The organism is Carboxylicivirga sp., assembly GCF_982718395.1.
The window spans coordinates 1-21,718 of the sequence record NZ_CEXQWX010000078.1 but is presented as its reverse complement, the minus strand read 5'-3'; the positions used below and the strand labels follow the sequence as shown (position 1 = coordinate 21,718).

The window sequence follows — 21,718 nt, the reverse complement described above, 5'->3', positions numbered from 1 at the left end:
TAACTCTTGAGTTAGTTTTTATTATTTACCGAACCACTACCGCTAATTTTCTTAGTCACATTCGGATTTCCTTTGTAGTTAATTCTTCCTGATCCATCAATTATTGCATCCAGAGTTTTATTAACAGTCAACTCAATTAATCCACTACCCACTACTTCTGCATTACAATCATCACTGATAACGAGATAACTTTCGATTGCTCCGCTACCTTTTACAATCGTGTTATAGACAGGGGTAAGTACCCAACCCTCCTTCACTTTTATAGAACCACTTCCATCAATTTTTGTGTTAAGTACATTACAATCAAGGGATTTTAAGGTAAGTGCACCAGAGCCTGCAACTTCAAAATTAACTGTTTGCTGATTTTCAAAATCTTCAACATTAATATTGCCTGATCCAACCATAGTAACTTCTTCAATATCCGGAACTGTTATATTAATTATCAGATCAAGATTTGAAACACAGTCGGCTTTAAAATCGATATGCCAAATTCCATCATTTACTTTTTTTCTCAATAAATCGATTACATTAGCATGCCCGGTTGCAGTAATTTCTTGTTGAGCTCCTTGCTTAATATTTACCTCAAAACTGCCATATGCAACTAATCCATTAATTTGTTCTAATTCAATCTGACGTGTAACAATATCACCACTCCCCCTAACGCAATTGCTATTACATGACGTTAATATGGCCAATGAGGAAACCACCACTACAATTCCAAAATAAAATTTCATAATATTCATTTCTAATGCATTATATCGATTCGCTGACATTGTCAATCAGAAACAAAGACATCAACTTGATAAATAAGTTGCATCAATTTTAAAATATTTGCTTATCTGAATGTTTCAATTCTATTTTTGTGTTATGAAGTCGATGATTAAATACAGGCGTTGCACGCTCATCTTTGCACTTATATTCTTTTTTATCTTGAATTTATCAGATGAATGTAAGGCGCAACAATTGGCAGATTCGATAAATCTGGTACTGCAGCACCGTATTATAAATAACGATACAATTCCCCACGTTAATCTACAAGAAGTTCCGGTGATCCCTCCTTATCAATTCAAAAACAAACGCCATAAACGGCGATATGGCAAGTTGGTTCGAAATGTAAAGAAGGTGTTGCCATATGCACGGAGTGCCGGAAAGAAAGTTAACACCATCAATACACATCTGGCAACTCTCTCCTCTGAAAAAGAAAAAAAAGATTATTTAAAAGAAGCTGAAAAAGAGCTATTTGACGAATTCGAAAAACCATTAAGAAAGCTCACCTTTTCGCAAGGACGATTACTAATAAAATTAATCAACCGCGAAACAGGTGATACAACTTATGAACTAATTAAACACTTTAAAGGTGGTTTTAGTGCCTTTTTCTGGCAAAGTGTTGCACGATTATTTGGTTCAAATCTTAAAGCCGAATATCATAAAGACGGTGAAGACCAGATGATCGAGCACATTATATTACTAATTGATAACGGCATTATCTAATCATATATGATTGCTGAATGGCTGTAAGCAATCTTTGCTATCTTTACAGCACATTACAATTTCGATTTCATGACTTCTTCTACATATCCATCTAAACTTCTTGAGAGCGCAGTAAATGAATTTGCGAAACTTCCTGGAATTGGGAAGAAAACTGCATTAAGACTGGTTCTTCATTTATTAAAACAGGAGAAAGATCAAGTATTCAAATTTACAGACACCATTCATAATATGCGCCAAGAAATTATGTATTGCAGAAGTTGCCATAATATTTCTGACAGCGAAATTTGTCATATTTGTTCAGATCCCAACCGGGACCAACAACTTATCTGTGTAGTTGAAAGCATACGCGATGTTATGGCCATTGAAAGCACTCAACAATTCTCTGGAATTTACCATGTGTTGGGGGGAGTAATTTCACCCATGGATGGCATTGGCCCTGATGATTTAACTATAGGACCACTTGAAGAGAAAGTCAAATCGGGTAATGTTAAAGAAGTTATATTTGCTCTTAGCACAACTATGGAAGGAGACACTACCAATTTTTATCTGTATAAAAAATTTGAGAAATACGGCATTGCAACAACAACTATTGCGCGTGGTGTTTCAATAGGTGATGAATTAGAATACACCGATGAAGTAACTTTGGGCCGTTCGCTCGTTAACCGTTTACCATTCGAAAAAACACTTTAAATGAATCCACAAAAAATCTTAAAACAGATCAGGCTTATCTACTATATTGTATCCATTCTTTTGGCCATCTTTGCTATATTATCGTTTGTTTACGTCACGATAAATGGTCAAGTCTACCAATTAGATGCCACGGATGAAAACAGCCTTAAATCTCTGATAATTATTTTGGCTTTGGCTGGCATACCCGCCAGCTATATGTTTCACAACCGAAAAGTAAAACACATCAATCCTGAATTGAGCACAATGAGTAAACTTTTACAATACCGAATGGCTTACTTTGTCAAGATCATGACCCTCGAAGGTATCTCTCTTCTTAGTCTACTTGGCTACCTTATCATAGGCGAATTGAATCAAATCCTGGTTTTTGGTCTGGTATATCTGTTTTTGGTACTCAATTTTCCAAAAAAAAGTAACATTTTTGAAGATTTAAGCATTGATCAATCAGATTTATAATAGTATCAAAATATGATTATTGCAGTTGATTTTGACGGTACCATCGTAGAGCATAAATATCCTGCTATTGGGAAAGAAAAAATATTTGCGTTTGAAACTTTAAAGGCGCTTCAGGCTAAAGGCCATTTACTAATATTATGGACCATCCGAACAGGCAAAGAACTTGACGAAGCTGTTGCTTATTGCAAAAAAAACGGAATTGAGTTTTATGCAGTGAACCGAACCCATCCTGAAGAAAAGATGACAGAAGGTATAAGCAGGAAAGTTAATGCAGACTTATTTATAGATGACCGGAATGTTGGTGGTTTTATGGGATGGGGAGAAATCTGGCAATGGATCAACCGTGATGCACCAACTAACGAAAAGAAACAATTTCAAGACCAATATCAAAAAGCTAAAAGAAGAACACTGTGTGGTTTTTTGCAAGCTATTTTTTGCAATGAATAACAAATTCTGATTTCTCTCGTTCGTATGTATTGAGTGGGATATCTTATGAACAAAAAGGAATACGAATTATCAATTATCATCGTTAGCTTCAATGCTGTTGACTTTCTAAAGTTGACACTCGATTCTGTAAAACAAGCTATTCAATCCATTAATGCTGAAGTTTTACTTGTTGACAATTCTAACAATACTGCATTACAAAAAGTAGTTACTCTGCAATATCCGTTCGTATCTATTATCAACAACAATCAAAACCTGGGATTTGCAAAAGCAAATAATAAAGCGTTAAAAGTTGCTAAAGGAAAATATGCTCTTCTTCTTAACCCGGATACCATCGTTTCAGAGGATACTTTCATTAAAATTATTAACTACTACAAGCAAAATCCTGCAACCGGAGGTTTAGGGGTTAAAATGATTGATGGATCAGGAAGATATTTAAAAGAATCTAAACGTGGTTTTCCTTCTCTAAGAACCTCTTTTTATAAGCTTGCATGGATACACAAACTGTTTCCGCAATCAAATAAAGTAGCCAAATATTATGAAGGACACCTTGATGAAAATGCGAAACAGAAAGTTGATATTCTTTCAGGTGCATTCCTGGTTATTCCCCGTGATCATAACCACAAGTTTACTTTTCTGGACGAGCAGTATTTTATGTATGGTGAAGACATTGATTTATCGTATCGCCTAAAACAAGAGTTTGGTTTCAACATTTATTTTCCTGAGGTTACAATCATTCATTTCAAAGGTCAAAGTACAATTAAAAACAAACAAATTATAAAGCACTTTTATCGCTCAATGTGGATTTTTTATAAACAGCACCTCATGAGCAAACGATCAGCATTTACTAATGTTTTAGTGAAATCTGGCATTAATCTTTTCATGATCTCTCAGCAGATTCTGTCTTCAACAAAAAGGTTGACAAACAAACCTCTAAAAATCCAACCACAATCAGGTATTTTAATTTCTAATAATTCAGAAGTTCAAAGTAAAATTGAGCAATATCTTAAAATATCTATTCAATTATTAGAGACGGACAACTTACCAACTGAAAATCAATTAGTTATTTTTGACCCAAATTATATATCGTACAAAAAAATCATCAATATAGTGCTAAGAGGATATGGACATTTTGGTTTTCTCACCAAAGATCATTATTCATTGGTACTTTGCACCTGCCCTTCGAAAAAAGGACATGTTATTCATCTACAATAAAGTTCTATCGGAAAAAATAAGCTCACCTTAAGTTCCTATTTCTTGCCAATCAGCAATGATTTTTGCATTTTTAATGCAATAATTACAGCCAATTCAAATAACCTCATCATGATAAAGAATCTTGTTACGATAACACTCCTTATCTGTCTTCTTTCATTCAATACATCAGCACAAAAACCGAGAAAAAAAGATGTTATCTCAATTGAGAACACGATAAAAGCGGATGATTACAAACAAGCTAACACCCTGATAGTAAAACTACAAAAGAAGCACCCTAATGATCCCTACTTAAACTTGTTAAAGGGAATCTGCATGCTGAATCTGGATAACACAAAAGAAGCTATTCTTCCACTTCAGATGGCCTCCAATTACTACGGTCTCTATTCTGCAAAAAACGATTATGGTATTGAAGCAAACTTTCATTTAGGGCAAGCCTATCACCTGAATTATCAGTTTGATAGTGCTCTCAAGCTTTTTACACAATTGAGTGATACCATTCCACAAAAGAGAACCAACCTGCATAAAGCCATTAATCAGGAAATCGCTTACTGCAAAAATGCAATAAAGCTTAAACAGAATCCGGTTGACTTTAGGATTACTAACCTCGGTCAGGCAATTAATACAGAGTTTGACGAACACAGTCCTGTTGTTTCAGGCGATGAAAACCTTCTGATGTTTACCTCTAATAAACAAGGCATTGGCAAAGCTAATTCTGAACAAGTACTTTACCCGGAAGATATTTATTCAACTATTTGGCGGGAAGGCAAATGGCTTCCTTCAACAAATATGGGTGCAGATATTAACACCAATGGTTACGATGCCACCTGTAGCCTCAGTTCAGATGGTCAAACCCTCATTATATATCGCAATACAAATAAAGGAGATTTATACATCAGTCACATAGATAACGATCAATGGAGCTCTCCCCAAAAGCTACCTAAACCAATTAACACCGCATTTGAAGAATCTCACGCAAGCCTCTCGCTTGATGGCAATACCATCGTTTTTACCAGCGACCGTCCTGGTGGAATGGGAGATAAAGATATCTACATGGTTCATAAATTACCTGACGGTTCCTGGGGAAAGATCAGTCATCTTGATTCGACTATCAATACTGCACTTAATGAAGAAAGTCCGTTTTTATCATATGACGGTAATACTTTATTTTTTGCATCCGAAGGACATTCTTCAATGGGTGGTTATGACATCTTTAAATCAGAAAAGGATGAACATGGTAATTGGCAAAAAGCTGTTAACATTGGTTACCCTATTAATACTCCCGGAGATGATCTGTTTTATATTCCAACACTTGATGGTCAGCGCGTTTACTTTGCATCAGAACGAGCTGGTGGATATGGCAGAGCAGATATTTATATAATCGAATTTCCGATTGATGATGAACGCTCTCTGGCTGTTGTATCTGGGTATTTGTTTACCGAAGATGGCAACCCTTCTGCCAAATCTGTAATTTCGATTGTATCTAAGGAGAGTAATAAATTGATTGGCACCTACAAGCCTCAGGCTATGACTGGTAAATACACCATGATCTTACCAACAGGCCCTGACTATATAATGACGATTGATACTCCGGGTATGATCAGCTTGTCAAAAGAAATTGAAATTCCTTACAGAGCCAATTATAAAACACGCAATACAGCTACCTATATTGACCCGATAGTAATTAAGAAGCAATAATGTTTAAGCCCTGATTTTTGCCAAATATCAATTCTAGCAATGCATTCGTAAAAATTAGAGGGCTGAATAAATGTTAGATGCACATTTTTAACTATTTTGCACAGTCATTTTATAACCAAACATTAAGTACTATAAGGTATGAGACAACCAAACGCACTTCTTCTTGCAGTAGTTCTTTTTATTTCTCAATTAGTTCTGGCGCAAACGGATGAAAAAATTGATAACAAAAAGTTCAGTCAGGCAGCTAAGTTAGCCGATGATAAAGCATTTGGTGAAGCCATCGAATTGTTTTCCGAAATTTTAGAAACCAGCCCGGAAAATATCCCGACTCTTTACAATATTGGTAATTGCTACCTCAATACATCTGATGGTCCTGATACCGCAATTGTATATTTCAAAAAGGCGTATAGTTTACTTCAGGAAGATGAAAAAATTAGTAATCTGGGGGTTGATATCCAGTTGTCTATTGGTAAATCGCAACAATATCTTTTACAACACAAAGATGCTATTAAAACCTATGAAGATTTAATTGCTATACTACCGGCTGAAGATGAATTACTCCGTCAGGAAGCCAGACGTGAAATCGAAATTTGCGAAAATGCCATTGAGCTAATGCAAACTCCCGTTGAATTAGTTGTTAAAAATCTTGGACCAAATATCAATTCAAAATATGATGATCACAGCCCGTTGGTTTCTGCTGATCAAAGTATGCTGTTTTTTACTTCTCGACGAGCCTCCAGCTATAGCGAGAAACTTTTTGACGGACAATATTCAGAACGCATATATTCATCGGACAAAGAAGAGGATGAATGGAATAAAGCAAAATCTCTGCAAGAACTTTTCAGAAAGCCTGGTCATGAGGCAGTGGTTGGTTTAACAGCACAAGCGACCGAACTCTATATCTACCGCAATGATGTAGATGGAGCGAACATTTATATTAGCATGTACGATGGTTCCAGTTGGGGCGAACCTGTTAAGATGGAAAAACCCATCAATTCGAATTATGAAGAAACCCATGTTACCGTAACTGCTGACAAACAAGCACTGTATTTCACCAGTAATCGACCAGGAGGAATGGGTGGCCTTGATATTTATCGTGTGAGAAGATTACCAAATGGGGAATGGGGAAAAGCTGAAAATATGAAAGCGTTCAACACTCCATATGATGAAGAAACACCAATTTTACACCCCAACGGTAAAGTGATGTATTTTAGCTCAGAAGGACATAATACAATGGGGCAATTCGACATTTTTTACAGCATAATGGATAATGATGGTAATTGGGGGCCGGCAATTAATATGGGATATCCTATTAATACTCCGGATGATGACTTTTTCTTTGTTCCGACAACCACTCCAAACATCGCTTATTATGCATCAGCCAGATATGACGATAATCTTGGCGGATCGGATATATACCTGATTGAATACGAAGAACCTGAAATTAACCGTCTTGCTGTTATAAAGGGTTGTATCAATTCAACTAACGATGCTCCTATTGAAAATGTTGAAATAACTGTAACACGACAAGGGGAGAATGAACCTGTAGGACAATACAAACCTCATCCGGGAACTGGTAAATATGTTCTTATCCTCGAAGCGGAAGACAAATATGATATTGTATTCTCAGGTGTTGGATTCGACTCTCAATCACAAACCATTGAAGTAACCCGTGAGATGGCTTATAAGAACTCTAATCAAACAAGCAACCTTGATGATATCTTAATGGTTACCAGAGCTGTTCCTGAAACGGAAGAACCAAAAATTGTTAAAAAAACGTTAGATACTTCAGATGGCATACCTTATTACACAGTTCAGATATTATCACTTAAAAAACCTGTACCAACTTTTGATGTATTTAAAGACCTTGAACACAATTTGATCGAAGAACGTAAGTGTATCGACGGTTTCTATCGATATTCCTATGGTACATTCAAAGGTTTTAAAGCTGCAGTGAAAGGCAAAGAAAAAGTGCTTAATACTGGCCTTTGGCAAGATAGTTTTGTCAGAGACATCAAACAGTACGATAATCTAGAAGAAAAATAATGCCAACTGAAGAGTTAACACTAAGAGCCCTCGAACCTGAGGACATTGACATTCTCTATCAGTGGGAAAATAATATGGATATATGGGAGGTGAGCAATACGCTCACCCCTTTTTCTAAGTACCAATTGAAAAAGTACATTGAGCAAGCTCAACTTGATGTTTTTCAAACCAAACAACTGCGTTTAATTATTGAGTTGGAGCCAGGTAATACCATTGTTGGCATGATTGATTTGTTTGATTTCGATCCCTTTCATCAACGTGGTGGTGTTGGCATTATCATTCATAAAGATTTTCGTCAAAAAGGCTATGCCAGGGAAGCGCTTACTCTATTTGCCGAGTATTGTTTCAACAACCTGGGTTTGCATCAATTATATGCCAATATCTCAATTACCAATAAAGCCAGTATTGCTTTGTTCGAGAAAGTAGGATTTAGCTTAAGTGGAACAAAAAAACAATGGCGTAAAACCAAAGATGGTTTTATTGATGAGTGCTTGTATCAACTACTCCGAAAGTAAATCAGTTTTTCTATTCTTTAACTTCAGTCTTACGTCTTATGTCTTGTATCTATTCTAAATACACCTCTTCGGCTTTAGGAATAGTCTTTAATAATTCATAGTTACCCTCATCATCAATCAAACGGGCACAATAGTGCTGCATACCATTTGTAACAATCAGATATTTGACGTTTAATTGCGTATTATAGCGGGCAGCCTGATTAAAAACAGCCCTTGTGACAGGCACCTCAGGAGCTTTACACTCAATAATAATCACAGGTTTTCCTTGCTTATTATATAAAACAATATCGGCACGCTGGCTTAAACCATTTACTTTAACCAACATCTCCACAGCTGTTAGTCCGGCAGGATAATTCAATTGTTTTAACAGATAATGAACAAAATGTTGACGCACCCACTCCTCTGGCGTCAGAGCAACGAACTTTTTCCTTACCTCATCAAACACCTGCGATTTTTGCCCCACTTTTCGACAGCGTAATTGAACGGTTGGCAAATTAAGCTTTTGCATGCACTTTGTTTTTTTAAGCAAAATAAATCAATTTCGAGAGAAAAAGTTACCTTAGCGTGAAGAATAAAATCCTGCTCTCTGCACTTTATTCCTATCGTGCCCGGCCCTTAAGCCATTGCACTTAACCTTAAAAATTTATTTGCATGAGGACAAAAAAAGAAATTGTCGATAACTGGTTACCTCGTTACACAGGTCGTAAATTAGAAGATTTTACCTCTTATATTCTATTAACCAACTTCAATCACTATGTTGAGCTCTTTTCAAAATGGTACGACGCACCCATACTTGGTGGTGGCGGTAACATGCCCAACTGCAGCGCCAACGGAATAACCATTATCAACTTTGGCATGGGAAGTCCCAATGCAGCTACTATGATGGATTTATTAAGTGCTATTTCTCCAAGAGCTGTACTGTTTTTGGGTAAATGTGGTGGTTTGAAAAGAAAAAATAAACTGGGCGATTTCGTATTACCTATTGCAGCTATCCGCAGCGACGGTACGTCTGATGATTATCTGCCGCCCGAGATTCCTGCATTGCCGGCATTTAGTTTGCAACGCGCTGTGTCAAGTGCTATCAGGGATAACGAACTGGATTACTGGACCGGAACTGTTTTTACAACCAACAAACGCGTTTGGGAGTATGACGAGCGTTTTAAAAAATATCTCGAAAAGACGCGCGCCATGGCAATAGATATGGAAACAGCTACTATTTTTACGGTCGGATTCTATAATCACATACCAACGGGAGCTTTGCTGTTAGTATCTGACCAACCAATGATTTCAACGGGAGTCAAAACCACGGCCAGTGATAAAGTGGTGACCGAGAACTATGTACATAAACACATTCAACTAGGCATCAAGGCATTATCCACTATCATGAATAATGGTAAGTCGGTAAAACACCTAAAGTTTGACAGTTAAACATTGAAGATAATTAGATAGTTAGACTTTCATAAGATTGATTTACATGGTATATAACAGTAAGCCTTTACATCTTAAATCATAATGGATTACATAGCATACTTGAAGAATTAAGAAACGACACTGTAGACTGATTTCTATAAATAAAAACTGTAAAGAATTTGGATAAACCCCATAGACATAACAATCACATCTTAGAAACTGAATCAAGTAAGTTCTTTAATTTTCAAGTTCCAAACGAATGGTATATTGATAAGCCAGAGCATGATTATGGCATTGATTATGTTGTTAATATCGTTACTAATAATCAAGTGACTGGACTTAGTTTTTCTGTTCAATTGAAAAGTAAAATAAAAGAGAACAATAATGACTTTACTGCAATTTTACTAAAACATTCAACTTTAGGACTATTTAAAACAAAATTAGAACCTGTAATGCTTGTAGCATACGTGCAAGAGGAAAAGGAAGCATACTGGTGCTGGTATAATGATTTGGAATTTGATTTAACATCTTCTCAAAAAACCTATACGATAAATATTCCCAAAGCAAATAAACTTAGCCAAGTTGATTGGGACTCAATCTCAAAATATGCCCAGGATGTTTTTAGTGTCAAAATGCTTGTAGATGGCATTAAATCTCTTGAATATGACGAAATCTCTAATTCGCAGATTCTTGCATGGAAATATTATTTTTCACAGGATTATGAAAAGTCAATTTTCTATTTCAAAAATCTATTGGTAGAAAATCCGAATGGTATCACAATCTTAGAAGGTTTAGCACAAAGTCAATATAATACCTTTCATTACAAAGAAGCTATCAATAATATAAATAAAGCTATTGAGCTTTCAGGTACACCTAATCAATATTTGACAAAAGCTTGCATCTTGGCAGAGGATGGCATGCAGAATAGAATCAAAGGGAAAATTATTGAAGCAAAAAACATATTTAAGGAGTTTTTAAATCGGGATAATACGCAATTTATTTATCACTACAATTATGCAAATACTCTGAGTCGATTAGGCTATAATGAAGAAGCAATCACTCATTTTGAATTATGCTTAAAGTTAAACCCGAATTTTGAACAAGCATGGAAAAACCTTGGACAGGTTTATTTTGATATTAAAGAACATGAAAAAGAGTTAAGCTGTTATGATAAGGCTTTAAGAATAAATCCACAATTACCTCAAGCTCTTTTCAGTAAAGGTGTTACACTTTCAAGAATTTATAATGAAGCAGAAGAAGGCTTGTCCCTTATGTTAGAAGCAGTTGAGAATGATGAAAATATACTTCTTGAATATCAATATACTTATTTTGGAATTGCCCATGCTTATGAAAAACTTGGAAATATAAGAGAGTCTTTAAATTGGGTTAATAAAGGACTAGATTATTATTCAGAAGATATAGTTTATTTGAATTTTAAATCAAGTTTATTAATTGAAAATTGGAAGGACAATGAATGGTTAGTAGATGAAGCTTTACATTTTTTTGAATTTCGCCTTGAATTAGAAAATGATTATAATAGTTTGTTCTCAATACTTTTAATCAAGCAATTGAAGGATGAAAAGCAAATTTTTGATTTAATAAAAAAACATACTTCCATTTTCAGAGAAATTAATTTTGAATCAATTAAAGAATGTGAAATAAACCTAGGTGAGAACATTGCTTTCTTGCAACACTATGATAGTTATCTTAATTTTCGAAATAGTCATTCAATTTATAGATATTCAGACCATTTGATTTCTGAATTGTATGTTATTTCAACAGGATTCTGGGAGGTTCTTGATTTTATTTTTGCCAAAAGTTTTAGTAATGCAATTGTGCAATATTTTAGAAATAAGAATTCTAAGATAATTGTTCGGACTTTACTAGATGATTTAGAGATGGCTACAAAAGCTATTAAAATGATTTTTCCCGATACTGATTTTCCACAAGAAGACGCTATAAAAGTTATGGCTCATGTTTGTGCAGAATTTCCTACAATTATAATCCGTGAATTTGGAGCTCAAGCTGGAATGATTGCCGGTTCATTAGGAATTGATAAACCAGCAACTGAAACAGAACTATCTGAAGAATGGTTTGGAAAACTTCATGTACAGAGTTTAATAGAGATGAATAGAAAATTAAGACTATTAAAAGAAGATTAAAATAAATAACGTAACGCTAACAATGTACATCATATAGGCAATAAACTAACAACCTCTAAAAATGACTTTTGAGCAGATAATACAGGAATTAAAACAAAAAATATATCGCCCCATTTACTTTCTAATGGGTGATGAAGGTTACTTCATTGATGAGATAACCAACTACATTGCCAATAATGTATTATCGGAAGAGGAAAAAGGTTTTAACCAGACCATTTTATACGGTAAAGATGTTGATACAACCGAAGTTATCCATGCTGCGCGTCGTTTTCCAATGATGTCACAACACCAGGTCATCATTGTTAAAGAAGCACAAAACATTGCGAAGATTGAAGATTTGGAGATTTATGCCAATAATCCGCTTCAGTCAACAATATTGGTTATTAATTACCGCTATAAAACACTGGATAAGCGAAAAAAGGTCTACAAGAGTATTGGTAAAAACGGGGTCATATTCGAGGCAAAAAGACTCTACGATAACCAGGTGCCTCAATGGGTCAATAATTATCTGAAGTCAAAAGGCAAGACCATTGAACCCAAGGCATCTGCACTATTAACTGAATTTTTGGGAAGTGATTTGTCTAAAATTGCTCATGAGCTAGATAAGCTGGAGTTGGCAATTGGTGCATCAACTCAGCAAATTACTGCTTCACATATTGAAAGAAACATTGGTGTCAGCAAGGATTACAATAATTTCGAGCTCCAAAAAGCAGTACTGAATAAAGATGTTGCTAAGGCCAATAAAATTATACTGGCATTTGGAAAAAATCCCAAGGCCTATCCTATTCAGATGACAACTGTTACTCTATTTGGTTATTTCCAAAAACTTCTGACCTTTTATTACTTGCCAGATAAATCGAAGAATGCTGTTGCTTCAGCATTGAAAATAAATCCCTTTTTCGTTGCTGATTATACCACGGGTGCTCGTCATTATCCTGCGCGCAAGGTGGTACAAATCATCAGTTTAATTCGGGAATACGATATGAAATCAAAAGGTTTTGGTAGTGCTACAACTGAATCAGGCGAATTACTGAAAGAGTTGGTTTTTAAGATTATGCATTAAATCTAATAGTGATTAATGATGAGTTATTAATAAGATTAATCATTGAACGTTAATCACTAATAATTAATAAATATGAATATTTCTATTATTATCATTATTGCCATCAGTCTGGTTAGTATTGCCGGGTTTAGCCAATCCGAGTTAATCTATAAATACCAGTTTAACGCCTGGCAAATTAAACACCGTAAAGAGTATGTGCGCTGGATTAGTCATGGTTTTTTCCATGCAGATTGGATGCACCTTCTGATTAACATGTTTGTACTTTGGTCTTTTGGTCGATCTGTAATATTTTACTTTCAAAGAAGTTTGCCTGGCAACAGTAGCCTTATATTTATATTGTTCTTCTTTTCGGCAATAGTTGTTTCCAGCATTTATTCTTTTATAAAGCATCAAAACAACTACAATTATAATGCTATAGGCGCTTCCGGCGCTGTTTCTGCAGTCGTTTTTGCCAGTATATTATATGATCCGTTTCGAATCATTTACCTGTATTTTATTCCTATTCCCGGAATATTGTTAGGAATTGGTTATTTGGTATACTCAAGGATTATGGCAAAACGTAACGTTGATAACATCGGACATGATGCCCATTTCTGGGGTGCAGTTTATGGCTTTATATTCCCAATCCTGTTGAACCCATCATTATTAAGTCACTTTTTTAGCGAACTACTATTTATCTTTTAAACATGAATAACAAAGCAGTTTTTATCGATCGCGATGGCGTCATTAATAATGATGAAGGCCATTACTATATACATAAGGTGAAGGACTTTAAACTGAATAATGGCATCATTGAAGGCCTGAAAATGCTTCAGGAAGCTGGTTTTAAATTGTTTGTCATCACCAATCAGGGTGGTGTGGCTAAAGGAGAATATACTGAAGATGATGTTGAAAGGATACATGGTCATTTTCTCCAAATGATGTTTGATAATGATATTCGAATAACCGATATCTATTATTGCCCGCATCATGATACTGTGGAAGACTGTGATTGTCGTAAACCAAAGCCAGGTATGATCTTACAAGCCATCGATGAACATCAAATTGATAAAGAAAACTCTTTTTTAATTGGTGATTCCGAAAGAGATATTCAGGCAGGAGAAACTGCAGGCTTAAAACAATGTTTTCTAATTGAGAAAAACAGCTCTATCCTGCCCGCATGTGAATCAATCATCAAGCAATGAACCAAGGTACTTATCTATCGCTAAACGGCTCACAACTGAATGCCGAAAAGGAGCTCTTCAAAGCTACTAATCGTGCATTCAGATATGGTGATGCTCTGTTTGAAACCATTCGCTGCATACAGCAAATTCCTATGTGGTTTCAGGATCATTACCAGCGGTTAATCAATGGGATGAGCCTGTTACAGATGGATATTAAAAGCTTGCCACCAATTGATGTACTTCGAAGTCAAATAGTTAGTCTGATACAAAAAAACCGATTTTATAGTGATGTGAGGGTACGCCTGACTGTTTTCAGAGAAGATGGTGGTTTATATACACCTCTCAGTAATAAAATTAATTACCTCATCGAAGTAAGTTCCTTAAAAACAGATGGCTATCAACTCAATTCCAAAGGATTATTTGTTGATGTTTATAGCGAAGAGAAGAAATCCGCATCACAATTCAGCCAGTTTAAAAATGCCAGTTCTTTATTATTTGTTCTGGCAGGCCTTTATAAAAAACAACAAAATAAAGATGATGTATTAATACTCAACTCGCAGGGTTTAGCTATTGAAGGGCTGGCATCCAACTTGTTTTGGATTAAAAACGAACGCATTTATACTCCAATACGTTCATCTGGTTGTGTTAACGGAATTATGCGAAAACAGATTATTCGAATATTAAAAAACCACCAGGGACCTATAAGTGAAGTAGCGGGCGCTGATCTAGATTCATTATTTGATGCTGAAGAAATATTCCTGACTAATGCTATTCAAGGAATCCAATGGGTAGTTGGCTTGAAAGATAAACGGTATTATTGCAAATTAAGCAAGGAAATTAACGAATTGCTCAATATAAGTGCTGCTAATTATAGGTCGGATTCTCAGGGAAGTTAGTCCAGGCCTTGAACTCCTCGCCCAGACCTTCCATGGCATGCTTCCAGGTGTGGTCAATGTCATCATCCATTATTAAAGCATCATCCACTTCGGCAACAATCCAGGAGTTCTCTTCTATCTCGCCTTCCAGTTGCCCGGGCGACCAGCCTGAATAACCGGCAAAAAACTTCACTTGTTTATAATCTGCTAATCCTGTATTGACTAAATCTTTGATTACTTCAAAATCACCTCCCCAATAAAGGTTTTCAGTAATCTGAACCGAATCAGGAACTTTGTCTCCTAATGAATGAATAAAATGCAAGGTATTGGATGAAACCGGTCCTCCTACATAAAGTTCTCCCTTAAAGTTAAACAGATCTTCAATCACCTCATCGGGATATAATTCAGAAGACTTATTTAAAACAAAACCTACAGCACCATTTTCGCCGTGTTCGGTAAGGAAAACAATGGAACGATTAAAATAAGGCCCCTGCAAAAAAGGCTCGGCAATTAAAACGCGTCCTTTCGATGGTTTAAGACCGGGTTTCTGTACTTTAAATATGTCAAAATCCAAACTCTTCATTTGCTCAACTTCTTGAAATTAAATGTAACACTTTTCGCTGTACTTTGTAACTGCCTTGTGCATTATTCCTCAACAAAATTAGTACGTTAGCCAAAAGAAGCTTATTATTAATCTCTTACAATTTAACTACACACGTTAATTTATTACATAAATATCGAAATGACAATATTTTCATATCAAAAACATTTTAACCTGAGATCGATTTAAATTTTGAGATTCAGATTGCAATAAAAATCAGATTTACAAGGCATAATTTTAGAGGAATAGTAAACTATTACGATAAAATTTAACGCAGTAAATCGGTTTTTTATGCAAAGCCTTTGCAAAACTTATAAACAGCAATCTTCTGCGTCTAAATGATTCAAAATAGCCCGCTATTCTTTCATCATTTACACTTGAACCTTACTATTTATAAGCGTTCTGAATCCAAAATTTCACGTCGAACTCAGGTTATTAAGGTACAGGCTTTGCTTATTCGGGTTGAATTTCAAATAAATATTTAAATATCTTCACGGTAAATTATAATATATGAATTTCAAACGATCTATAATATTAAAACCAATCCTGATTATTGGTTTGCTTCTTTCTACTTTGGTAAACACTCAGGCCAACAATAATAAAGCAGATGACATTGCTTTACCACCGGCGGTCATGAAAAATGTGCCTACAACCATCCGCATTAATGATTCCGAAACTGAAATTTTTGAGCCCATCTTGTTAATTAATGGGACGAAAAAGGAGTTACAACGAGACGAGAAAGGCTTGTTTTTTGAATACCGGTTTAAAGAAAAGGTTGAGCTTCAATTGATCAATGAAGACCGAATAGAAAAGAAGGTGGTCAATCCAATTCCTCTGTGGTTATCTATCCTCCCCCCTTTAATAGCCATTCTGATGGCTCTGATTACGAAAGAAGTTTTTTCATCTTTATTTATCGGGCTGCTGATTGGAACTTCAGTAATCTATAAATATTCAGGTATCAGCTTCTTTGTGGCCATTTTTAAAGGTGCCTTTGCCATTATTGATACATACCTGATGCAAGCCTTATTAAATCACGAACATCTCTCTATTATCATTTTTAGTATGCTGATTGGAGGAATGGTTACGCTCATCTCTCTTAATGGAGGAATGAAAGGTATCGTGAATATTTTATCGCGCTATGCCAATAACCGGCGATCAGGTCAGTTTATTACTTACCTGATGGGCTTGCTTATATTCTTTGATGATTATGCTAATACACTGGTTGTTGGTAATACTATGCGACCCGTTACAGATAAACTTAAAATATCAAGAGAAAAACTGGCTTACCTGGTTGATTCCACATCGGCTCCTATTGCAGCTATTGCTTTTATCACAACCTGGATTGGAGCCGAATTGAGTTATATACAACAGGGAATTACAGAAGTTGGATTGGAAGCATCTGCCTATTCAGTCTTTTTGCAGTCATTAAGATATTCGTTTTATCCGATTCTCACCCTCATCTTTATACCAATGCTTATCTGGCAGCGGAAAGATTTTGGTCCAATGCTCAAAGCTGAACAACAAGCGCGTCAACTAAATCCGGCTAACATAAATAAAACAGGCCGATCGCCACAAATTATGAAAGAGCTGGAGGTAAGTGAAGATGTTACACCCAAATGGTACAATGCTGTTATTCCTGTTTTGATTGTTGTATTTGGCACCATTGCCGGCCTTATTTATACCGGCTGGAATGTAACTATCTGGGGTAATCCGAACTTATCGTTCACAACCAAATTATCTCAAACCATTGGAGATGCTGATGTATTTAACGCACTAATATGGTCATCGTTGGCAGGTGTTTTTGCTGCGTTGGTGCTTACAACCTCGCAGCGAATCATGAACTTAAAGGAAAGTATAGAAGGGTTGATCAATGGCTTTAAAACTATGTTTCATGCCATTCTTATTCTATCATTGGCCTGGTCATTGGCTTTATTAACCGATCACTTACATACAGCTGAGTTTATAACCGGTTTACTGACGGCAATTAATATCAGTCCTCAATTTATTCCTGCCTTAACCTTTGTATTTGCAGCCGCCATTGCTTTCAGTACTGGCTCCAGTTGGGGAACTATGGCCATTATCTATCCATTGATTTTACCAGCTATCTGGAAAATTGGTCAGGAAGCAGGAATGGATACAGAAGCTATACTCCCATTGTTTTATAATGCTGTTTCATGTGTACTGGCCGGAGCTGTACTAGGCGATCATTGTTCTCCTATTTCAGATACAACGATACTTAGTTCACTAGCCTGTTCATGTAATCACATTTTACATGTTCGAACGCAAATGCCATATGCTTTGCTGGTAGGCTCAATTGCTTTATTGGGTGGCACATTACCATCTGCCTTTGGATTACCGGTAATAGTATCTTACATTGTAGCAATCGGATTACTTTATGCCATTATTAAGGTTAAAGGGAAAGTGGTATAGACAAAAGAAACAAGACATAAGAATCAAGAATTTTGCTTTGCATATAACCTTGACTCTTACGTCTTAAATCTAATTTCTTAATAAATCGGTGCAAATCGTTTTGGGTCCGATTCTGCCATCAAGGCATAAATGGCCTCATAAACATCCTCTGCGTTCGGATTACTGAAATAATCACCATCTGTGCCATAAGCAGGTCGATGATCCTTAGCAGTTACAGTTTTAGGCGATGCATCCAGATGATAGAAAGCACCATGCTCTTCCACCACTTTATGCATCATATAGGCCGTTGCTCCACCAGGTACGTCTTCATCAAAAAACACTACCCGGTTTGTTTTCTTCACCGACTCCAATATCACTTTATTAATATCAAACGGCAATAATGTTTGAACATCGATCAATTCAACCGAAACCCCTATTTCAACCAATTGCTTCACAGCATCCTGCGCAATTCGCACACAAGAACCATAAGTCACCAATGTTACATCGGTACCTTGCGTAATAATCTCAGGAATACCCAATGGCACCTTAAATTCACCGATATTGGATGGTCGCTTCTCTCTCAGGCGATAACCATTTAATGGCTCAATTACCAGAGCAGGATCATCTGCTGATAAAAGGGTATTGTAAAAACCGGCAGCTCTGGTCATATCGCGAGGCACACAAACATATACTCCTCTAATGGAATTAATAACCATACTTAAAGGGGAACCACTGTGCCAGATTCCTTCAAGGCGATGACCACGGGTACGAACTATCACTGGCGCTTTCTGCCCATTCTTTGTTCGGTAACGCGTTGTTGCCAAATCATCGCTCATGGTTTGAAGAGCATACAATAAATAATCGAAGTACTGAATCTCAGCAATTGGTCTGAGTCCGCGTAAGGCCATGCCAATTCCTTTACCTAATATGGTAGTTTCACGAATACCGGTATCGCGAACACGCAAATCTCCGTATTTTTCCTGCATGCCCTCCAGGGTTTGGTTAACACCACCCAGAAAACCTGTATCCTCACCAAAAGTTACCACTCTTGGATTATGGGCAAATATATGATCGAAGTTATCCCGCAGTATTTCCCTTCCTGGAACAGTTGCTGCATCCTCATCAAAAAGAGGTTTCACGGCTGCCACCCTTAAAGCTGAGTATTCATCTTCACTGTACAGCCATTTGCTGTAGTTTTCCCATCCGAATTCAAAATACTTCTTCACCCATGCTTTTAGCCGGGCTTTCATTGTATCGGGTTTTTCGCAAGCCGCGCAATAATGGCGTAACACCTTACGAGCCGCACTTAGGATATCTTTACGATTTAACGCAAATGGTGAATTCAGTTGTTCTACAATGTCATCAATTTTATCCTGTTTAATTTCACTGCAAACGCAACTTTTACCAGTTATAATATCCAGTAATTCCTGACGCTCCGCCTTAAAGGCATCATTAAACTCTTTGAATGCTTCTTTTTGCGCAGTCTTTATTTCAGCCTGTGCATTTTCCTCAATCTGATCCAGCTCCTCTTTCGTTGCCAGCTTACTATCCAACATCCAGTGTCGCATCTGTAACAGGCCATCGTAATCTTTCTCCCACTGCAATCGCTCTTCTGACTTATAACGCTCGTGCGATCCACTGGTTGAATGTCCAACCGGCTGAGTTAACTCTTCAACATGAAACAGAACCGGCACATGCTCTTCGCGGCATCGTTTAATACCTTCTTCGTACATCTGGCATAGTCCGGCATAATCCCATCCCTTTGCGCTATAAATCAACATACCGGTTGTATCTTTTGGTCCTTTCTCAAAACCTTTCAGGGCCTTACTGATGCTTTCTTTGGTAGTCTGATACTTTTTAGGCACCGATATACCATAACCATCATCCCAAACCGATACGGCCATTGGAATTTGCAGCACACCGGCGGCATTAAGCGTTTCAAAAAAATGACCTTCGGAGGTACTTGCGTCGCCAATGGTACCAAATGCTACTTCATTGCCGTCAATACTGAACTGATCAAACTGCTTTAGATTGGGATTATTACGGTATAATTTGGATGCCATAGCTAAACCAACCAAACGTGGCATTTGCCCGGCCGTAGGGGATATATCTGAAGATGTACACTTCATATCAGTTAATCGCTTCCACTCCCCTTTCTCGTCTATTATTCGTGTTCCAAAATGGTTGTTGAACGATCGTCCGCCATTATCGGGGTTCAATTCCGTTCGTGTTTCTCCATATAATTGAGCAAAAAACTCTTTTGGAGTTGTCATTCCTGCGGCTAATATAAAGGTTTGATCGCGGTAATAACCCGATCGCCAGTCTCCTTTTTTAAATTGCTTGGCCATGGCTATTTGGGGGATTTCTTTACCATCGCCAAAGATGCCGAATTTAGCTTTTCCTCCCAGCACCTCCTTTCGGGCCAGCAAGCTCATATTACGGCTGAGACATGCTGTTTTATAGTCGGTAATCACTTCTTTCTTAAACTCAGCAAAGCTGAGTTCACTTCCTTCTGCTGACATAAATGATTTTTTACTGTTTTTAGTTGCTAGCTCACAAATCTACTAAGATTTACGGCATAATTTATTGGGCATCTATCAAACATATGAACGCCGTCGTTTGTTTGCTTAGTAGTAAATTTTAGTACTTTTGTACCGAATTATAAAGAGATAGCATATGTGGCCGGTATTATTATTGAGTATAGCGTTGATGGGAATTGTATTTGTGTTGATGGCGATACGTATCTTATTACAAAAGAACGGGAAGTTTCCGAATTCTCATATAGGAGGTAATAAGGCTCTGAATGATAAAGGTATTTATTGCGCCACCACACAAGATAAGCTTGCCAGAAAAGAAGCGATTAAAATTAAACCGCTAAAACTGGATAGTGAATATGAGAGTCAAACAACAAGTTGTTAAGTACAATTTGTCTTAGGATTGTTTGTGTTATTTTATAGATTGATTTTATACCAATACCTCTTTTTAAATACTCCACTAATAATATTTACTCAAATTACGTTGCGCTTAAACCGTGTGTAGGTTCATCATTTTTCTTTAGATAAAAAGGGATCAGATCAAATTATTGTGGGGGTACTTTCCTTTGATATAAGAACTAATTGCGTTTAGGTCTTTTCTCCTTTCTTTTGCATCACCCAAAAGAAACAAAACGCTAGTCCCATTAATGCTTCCACCCGCTCTAAGAATTAATAAATTTCACGATCAAAGCTGGGCAAGCCTCTTTGTTGTTCAATTGGATTAATTCTTATTCACCCCACCACTGGCTCGCAAATGGAACAGGCCTTCGCCCCGTCATAACTAAGTTAAGTTACAATTAAGGAGAATGACTCTTAGAAAGCTCTGTGGTTTTTGGCCTCAGTAATGATATTGGGGCACCCACTGCATGAAATGGAGGGTTAAAAGATTTGGAACCGAAGCTGTAATTCTTTTAATTATTGCGATTAATGAATGCAGTATCAAACTTGTTTG

Annotated in this window: 20 protein-coding genes; 16 read left to right on the top strand and 4 right to left on the bottom strand. The window is 36.6% G+C overall.

Annotation, left to right across the window (positions count from 1 at the left end; translation table 11 throughout):
- Positions 1-11 precede the first annotated feature (11 nt).
- Complete coding sequence (locus AC4MRQ_RS14785) at positions 12-734, bottom strand: head GIN domain-containing protein (protein ID WP_491198462.1); 723 nt, start codon at positions 732-734, stop codon at positions 12-14.
- A gap of 133 nt (positions 735-867) precedes the next feature.
- On the opposite strand from AC4MRQ_RS14785, the gene AC4MRQ_RS14780 reads away from it, so the two are divergent.
- From AC4MRQ_RS14780 to AC4MRQ_RS14745, 8 genes are all read left to right on the top strand, one after another.
- Positions 868-1,491, top strand: a complete 624-nt coding sequence (locus AC4MRQ_RS14780) for a DUF4294 domain-containing protein (protein ID WP_491198461.1) — start codon at positions 868-870, stop codon at positions 1,489-1,491.
- Positions 1,492-1,560: 69 nt separating this feature from the next.
- Positions 1,561-2,181, top strand: coding sequence for a recombination mediator RecR (recR, locus tag AC4MRQ_RS14775; protein WP_491198460.1), 621 nt, complete (start codon positions 1,561-1,563; stop codon positions 2,179-2,181).
- Positions 2,182-2,634, top strand: a complete 453-nt coding sequence (locus tag AC4MRQ_RS14770) for a hypothetical protein (RefSeq protein ID WP_491198459.1) — start codon at positions 2,182-2,184, stop codon at positions 2,632-2,634. It abuts the gene before it with no gap.
- A gap of 12 nt (positions 2,635-2,646) precedes the next feature.
- Positions 2,647-3,081 (top strand): BT0820 family HAD-type phosphatase, encoded by a 435-nt coding sequence (locus AC4MRQ_RS14765; protein WP_491198458.1) that lies wholly within the window; start codon positions 2,647-2,649, stop codon positions 3,079-3,081.
- Positions 3,082-3,126: 45 nt separating this feature from the next.
- Positions 3,127-4,293, top strand: a complete 1,167-nt coding sequence (locus AC4MRQ_RS14760) for a glycosyltransferase family 2 protein (RefSeq protein ID WP_491198457.1) — start codon at positions 3,127-3,129, stop codon at positions 4,291-4,293.
- A gap of 108 nt (positions 4,294-4,401) precedes the next feature.
- Positions 4,402-5,988: a hypothetical protein gene (locus tag AC4MRQ_RS14755; RefSeq protein ID WP_491198456.1), complete on the top strand. Its 1,587-nt coding sequence runs from the start codon at positions 4,402-4,404 to the stop codon at positions 5,986-5,988.
- A gap of 138 nt (positions 5,989-6,126) precedes the next feature.
- A complete protein-coding gene (locus AC4MRQ_RS14750; protein ID WP_491198455.1) occupies positions 6,127-8,034 on the top strand; it encodes a hypothetical protein in 1,908 nt (635 codons plus the stop codon).
- A complete protein-coding gene (locus AC4MRQ_RS14745) occupies positions 8,034-8,549 on the top strand; it encodes a GNAT family N-acetyltransferase (protein WP_491198454.1) in 516 nt (171 codons plus the stop codon). Before AC4MRQ_RS14750 ends, AC4MRQ_RS14745 begins: the two co-directional genes overlap by 1 nt.
- 49 nt (positions 8,550-8,598) lie before the next feature.
- Here the strand turns inward: AC4MRQ_RS14745 and AC4MRQ_RS14740 are convergent, their stop codons facing one another.
- The gene (locus AC4MRQ_RS14740; RefSeq protein ID WP_491198453.1) at positions 8,599-9,057 is read right to left on the bottom strand and encodes a type I restriction enzyme HsdR N-terminal domain-containing protein; all 459 of its coding nucleotides are present in this window, start codon (positions 9,055-9,057) and stop codon (positions 8,599-8,601) included.
- A 143-nt stretch (positions 9,058-9,200) separates the two neighbouring features.
- Between AC4MRQ_RS14740 and AC4MRQ_RS14735 the strand changes: the two genes are divergently transcribed.
- The 6 genes from AC4MRQ_RS14735 to AC4MRQ_RS14710 all read left to right on the top strand — a co-directional run bounded on the left by AC4MRQ_RS14735 (position 9,201) and on the right by AC4MRQ_RS14710 (position 15,243).
- Positions 9,201-9,977 (top strand): AMP nucleosidase, encoded by a 777-nt coding sequence (locus AC4MRQ_RS14735; RefSeq protein ID WP_491198452.1) that lies wholly within the window; start codon positions 9,201-9,203, stop codon positions 9,975-9,977.
- A gap of 161 nt (positions 9,978-10,138) precedes the next feature.
- Positions 10,139-12,121 carry a tetratricopeptide repeat protein gene (locus AC4MRQ_RS14730; RefSeq protein WP_491198451.1) on the top strand — a complete coding sequence of 661 codons (1,983 nt, stop codon included), beginning with the start codon at positions 10,139-10,141 and terminating at the stop codon, positions 12,119-12,121.
- A 61-nt stretch (positions 12,122-12,182) separates the two neighbouring features.
- Entirely contained in the window at positions 12,183-13,184 is a 1,002-nt protein-coding gene (gene holA / locus AC4MRQ_RS14725; RefSeq protein WP_491198450.1) for a DNA polymerase III subunit delta, read from the top strand.
- Between the two features lie 72 nt (positions 13,185-13,256).
- Positions 13,257-13,868, top strand: a complete 612-nt coding sequence (locus AC4MRQ_RS14720) for a rhomboid family intramembrane serine protease (RefSeq protein ID WP_491198449.1) — start codon at positions 13,257-13,259, stop codon at positions 13,866-13,868.
- Positions 13,869-13,870: 2 nt separating this feature from the next.
- Positions 13,871-14,368, top strand: a complete 498-nt coding sequence (locus AC4MRQ_RS14715; RefSeq protein WP_491198448.1) for a D-glycero-alpha-D-manno-heptose-1,7-bisphosphate 7-phosphatase — start codon at positions 13,871-13,873, stop codon at positions 14,366-14,368.
- Entirely contained in the window at positions 14,365-15,243 is an 879-nt protein-coding gene (locus tag AC4MRQ_RS14710) for an aminotransferase class IV (protein WP_491198447.1), read from the top strand. Before AC4MRQ_RS14715 ends, AC4MRQ_RS14710 begins: the two co-directional genes overlap by 4 nt.
- On the opposite strand, the gene AC4MRQ_RS14705 is transcribed toward AC4MRQ_RS14710, so the two are convergent.
- The gene (locus tag AC4MRQ_RS14705; protein ID WP_491198446.1) at positions 15,212-15,805 is read right to left on the bottom strand and encodes a YqgE/AlgH family protein; all 594 of its coding nucleotides are present in this window, start codon (positions 15,803-15,805) and stop codon (positions 15,212-15,214) included. The genes AC4MRQ_RS14710 and AC4MRQ_RS14705 overlap by 32 nt on opposite strands.
- Positions 15,806-16,333: 528 nt before the next feature.
- Here AC4MRQ_RS14705 and AC4MRQ_RS14700 point away from each other — a divergent pair.
- Positions 16,334-18,253 carry a Na+/H+ antiporter NhaC family protein gene (locus tag AC4MRQ_RS14700; RefSeq protein ID WP_491198445.1) on the top strand — a complete coding sequence of 640 codons (1,920 nt, stop codon included), beginning with the start codon at positions 16,334-16,336 and terminating at the stop codon, positions 18,251-18,253.
- 77 nt (positions 18,254-18,330) lie between these two features.
- Here AC4MRQ_RS14700 and AC4MRQ_RS14695 read toward each other — a convergent pair whose 3' ends face one another.
- Positions 18,331-20,754, bottom strand: coding sequence for an alpha-ketoacid dehydrogenase subunit alpha/beta (locus AC4MRQ_RS14695; RefSeq protein WP_491198444.1), 2,424 nt, complete (start codon positions 20,752-20,754; stop codon positions 18,331-18,333).
- Between the two features lie 154 nt (positions 20,755-20,908).
- Here AC4MRQ_RS14695 and AC4MRQ_RS14690 point away from each other — a divergent pair, with 154 nt between their 5' ends.
- Positions 20,909-21,151 carry a hypothetical protein gene (locus AC4MRQ_RS14690; RefSeq protein ID WP_491198443.1) on the top strand — a complete coding sequence of 81 codons (243 nt, stop codon included), beginning with the start codon at positions 20,909-20,911 and terminating at the stop codon, positions 21,149-21,151.
- The last annotated feature ends 567 nt before the right edge of the window (positions 21,152-21,718 follow it).

Coding starts and splice junctions, on each gene's coding strand:
- AC4MRQ_RS14785 (WP_491198462.1), bottom strand. CDS start 734: ATGAAATTTTATTTTGGAATTGTAGTGGTGGTTTCCTCATTGGCCATA.
- AC4MRQ_RS14780 (WP_491198461.1), top strand. CDS start 868: ATGAAGTCGATGATTAAATACAGGCGTTGCACGCTCATCTTTGCACTT.
- recR (WP_491198460.1), top strand. CDS start 1,561: ATGACTTCTTCTACATATCCATCTAAACTTCTTGAGAGCGCAGTAAAT.
- AC4MRQ_RS14770 (WP_491198459.1), top strand. CDS start 2,182: ATGAATCCACAAAAAATCTTAAAACAGATCAGGCTTATCTACTATATT.
- AC4MRQ_RS14765 (WP_491198458.1), top strand. CDS start 2,647: ATGATTATTGCAGTTGATTTTGACGGTACCATCGTAGAGCATAAATAT.
- AC4MRQ_RS14760 (WP_491198457.1), top strand. CDS start 3,127: ATGAACAAAAAGGAATACGAATTATCAATTATCATCGTTAGCTTCAAT.
- AC4MRQ_RS14755 (WP_491198456.1), top strand. CDS start 4,402: ATGATAAAGAATCTTGTTACGATAACACTCCTTATCTGTCTTCTTTCA.
- AC4MRQ_RS14750 (WP_491198455.1), top strand. CDS start 6,127: ATGAGACAACCAAACGCACTTCTTCTTGCAGTAGTTCTTTTTATTTCT.
- AC4MRQ_RS14745 (WP_491198454.1), top strand. CDS start 8,034: ATGCCAACTGAAGAGTTAACACTAAGAGCCCTCGAACCTGAGGACATT.
- AC4MRQ_RS14740 (WP_491198453.1), bottom strand. CDS start 9,057: ATGCAAAAGCTTAATTTGCCAACCGTTCAATTACGCTGTCGAAAAGTG.
- AC4MRQ_RS14735 (WP_491198452.1), top strand. CDS start 9,201: ATGAGGACAAAAAAAGAAATTGTCGATAACTGGTTACCTCGTTACACA.
- holA (WP_491198450.1), top strand. CDS start 12,183: ATGACTTTTGAGCAGATAATACAGGAATTAAAACAAAAAATATATCGC.
- AC4MRQ_RS14720 (WP_491198449.1), top strand. CDS start 13,257: ATGAATATTTCTATTATTATCATTATTGCCATCAGTCTGGTTAGTATT.
- AC4MRQ_RS14715 (WP_491198448.1), top strand. CDS start 13,871: ATGAATAACAAAGCAGTTTTTATCGATCGCGATGGCGTCATTAATAAT.
- AC4MRQ_RS14710 (WP_491198447.1), top strand. CDS start 14,365: ATGAACCAAGGTACTTATCTATCGCTAAACGGCTCACAACTGAATGCC.
- AC4MRQ_RS14705 (WP_491198446.1), bottom strand. CDS start 15,805: ATGAAGAGTTTGGATTTTGACATATTTAAAGTACAGAAACCCGGTCTT.
- AC4MRQ_RS14700 (WP_491198445.1), top strand. CDS start 16,334: ATGAATTTCAAACGATCTATAATATTAAAACCAATCCTGATTATTGGT.
- AC4MRQ_RS14695 (WP_491198444.1), bottom strand. CDS start 20,754: ATGTCAGCAGAAGGAAGTGAACTCAGCTTTGCTGAGTTTAAGAAAGAA.
- AC4MRQ_RS14690 (WP_491198443.1), top strand. CDS start 20,909: ATGTGGCCGGTATTATTATTGAGTATAGCGTTGATGGGAATTGTATTT.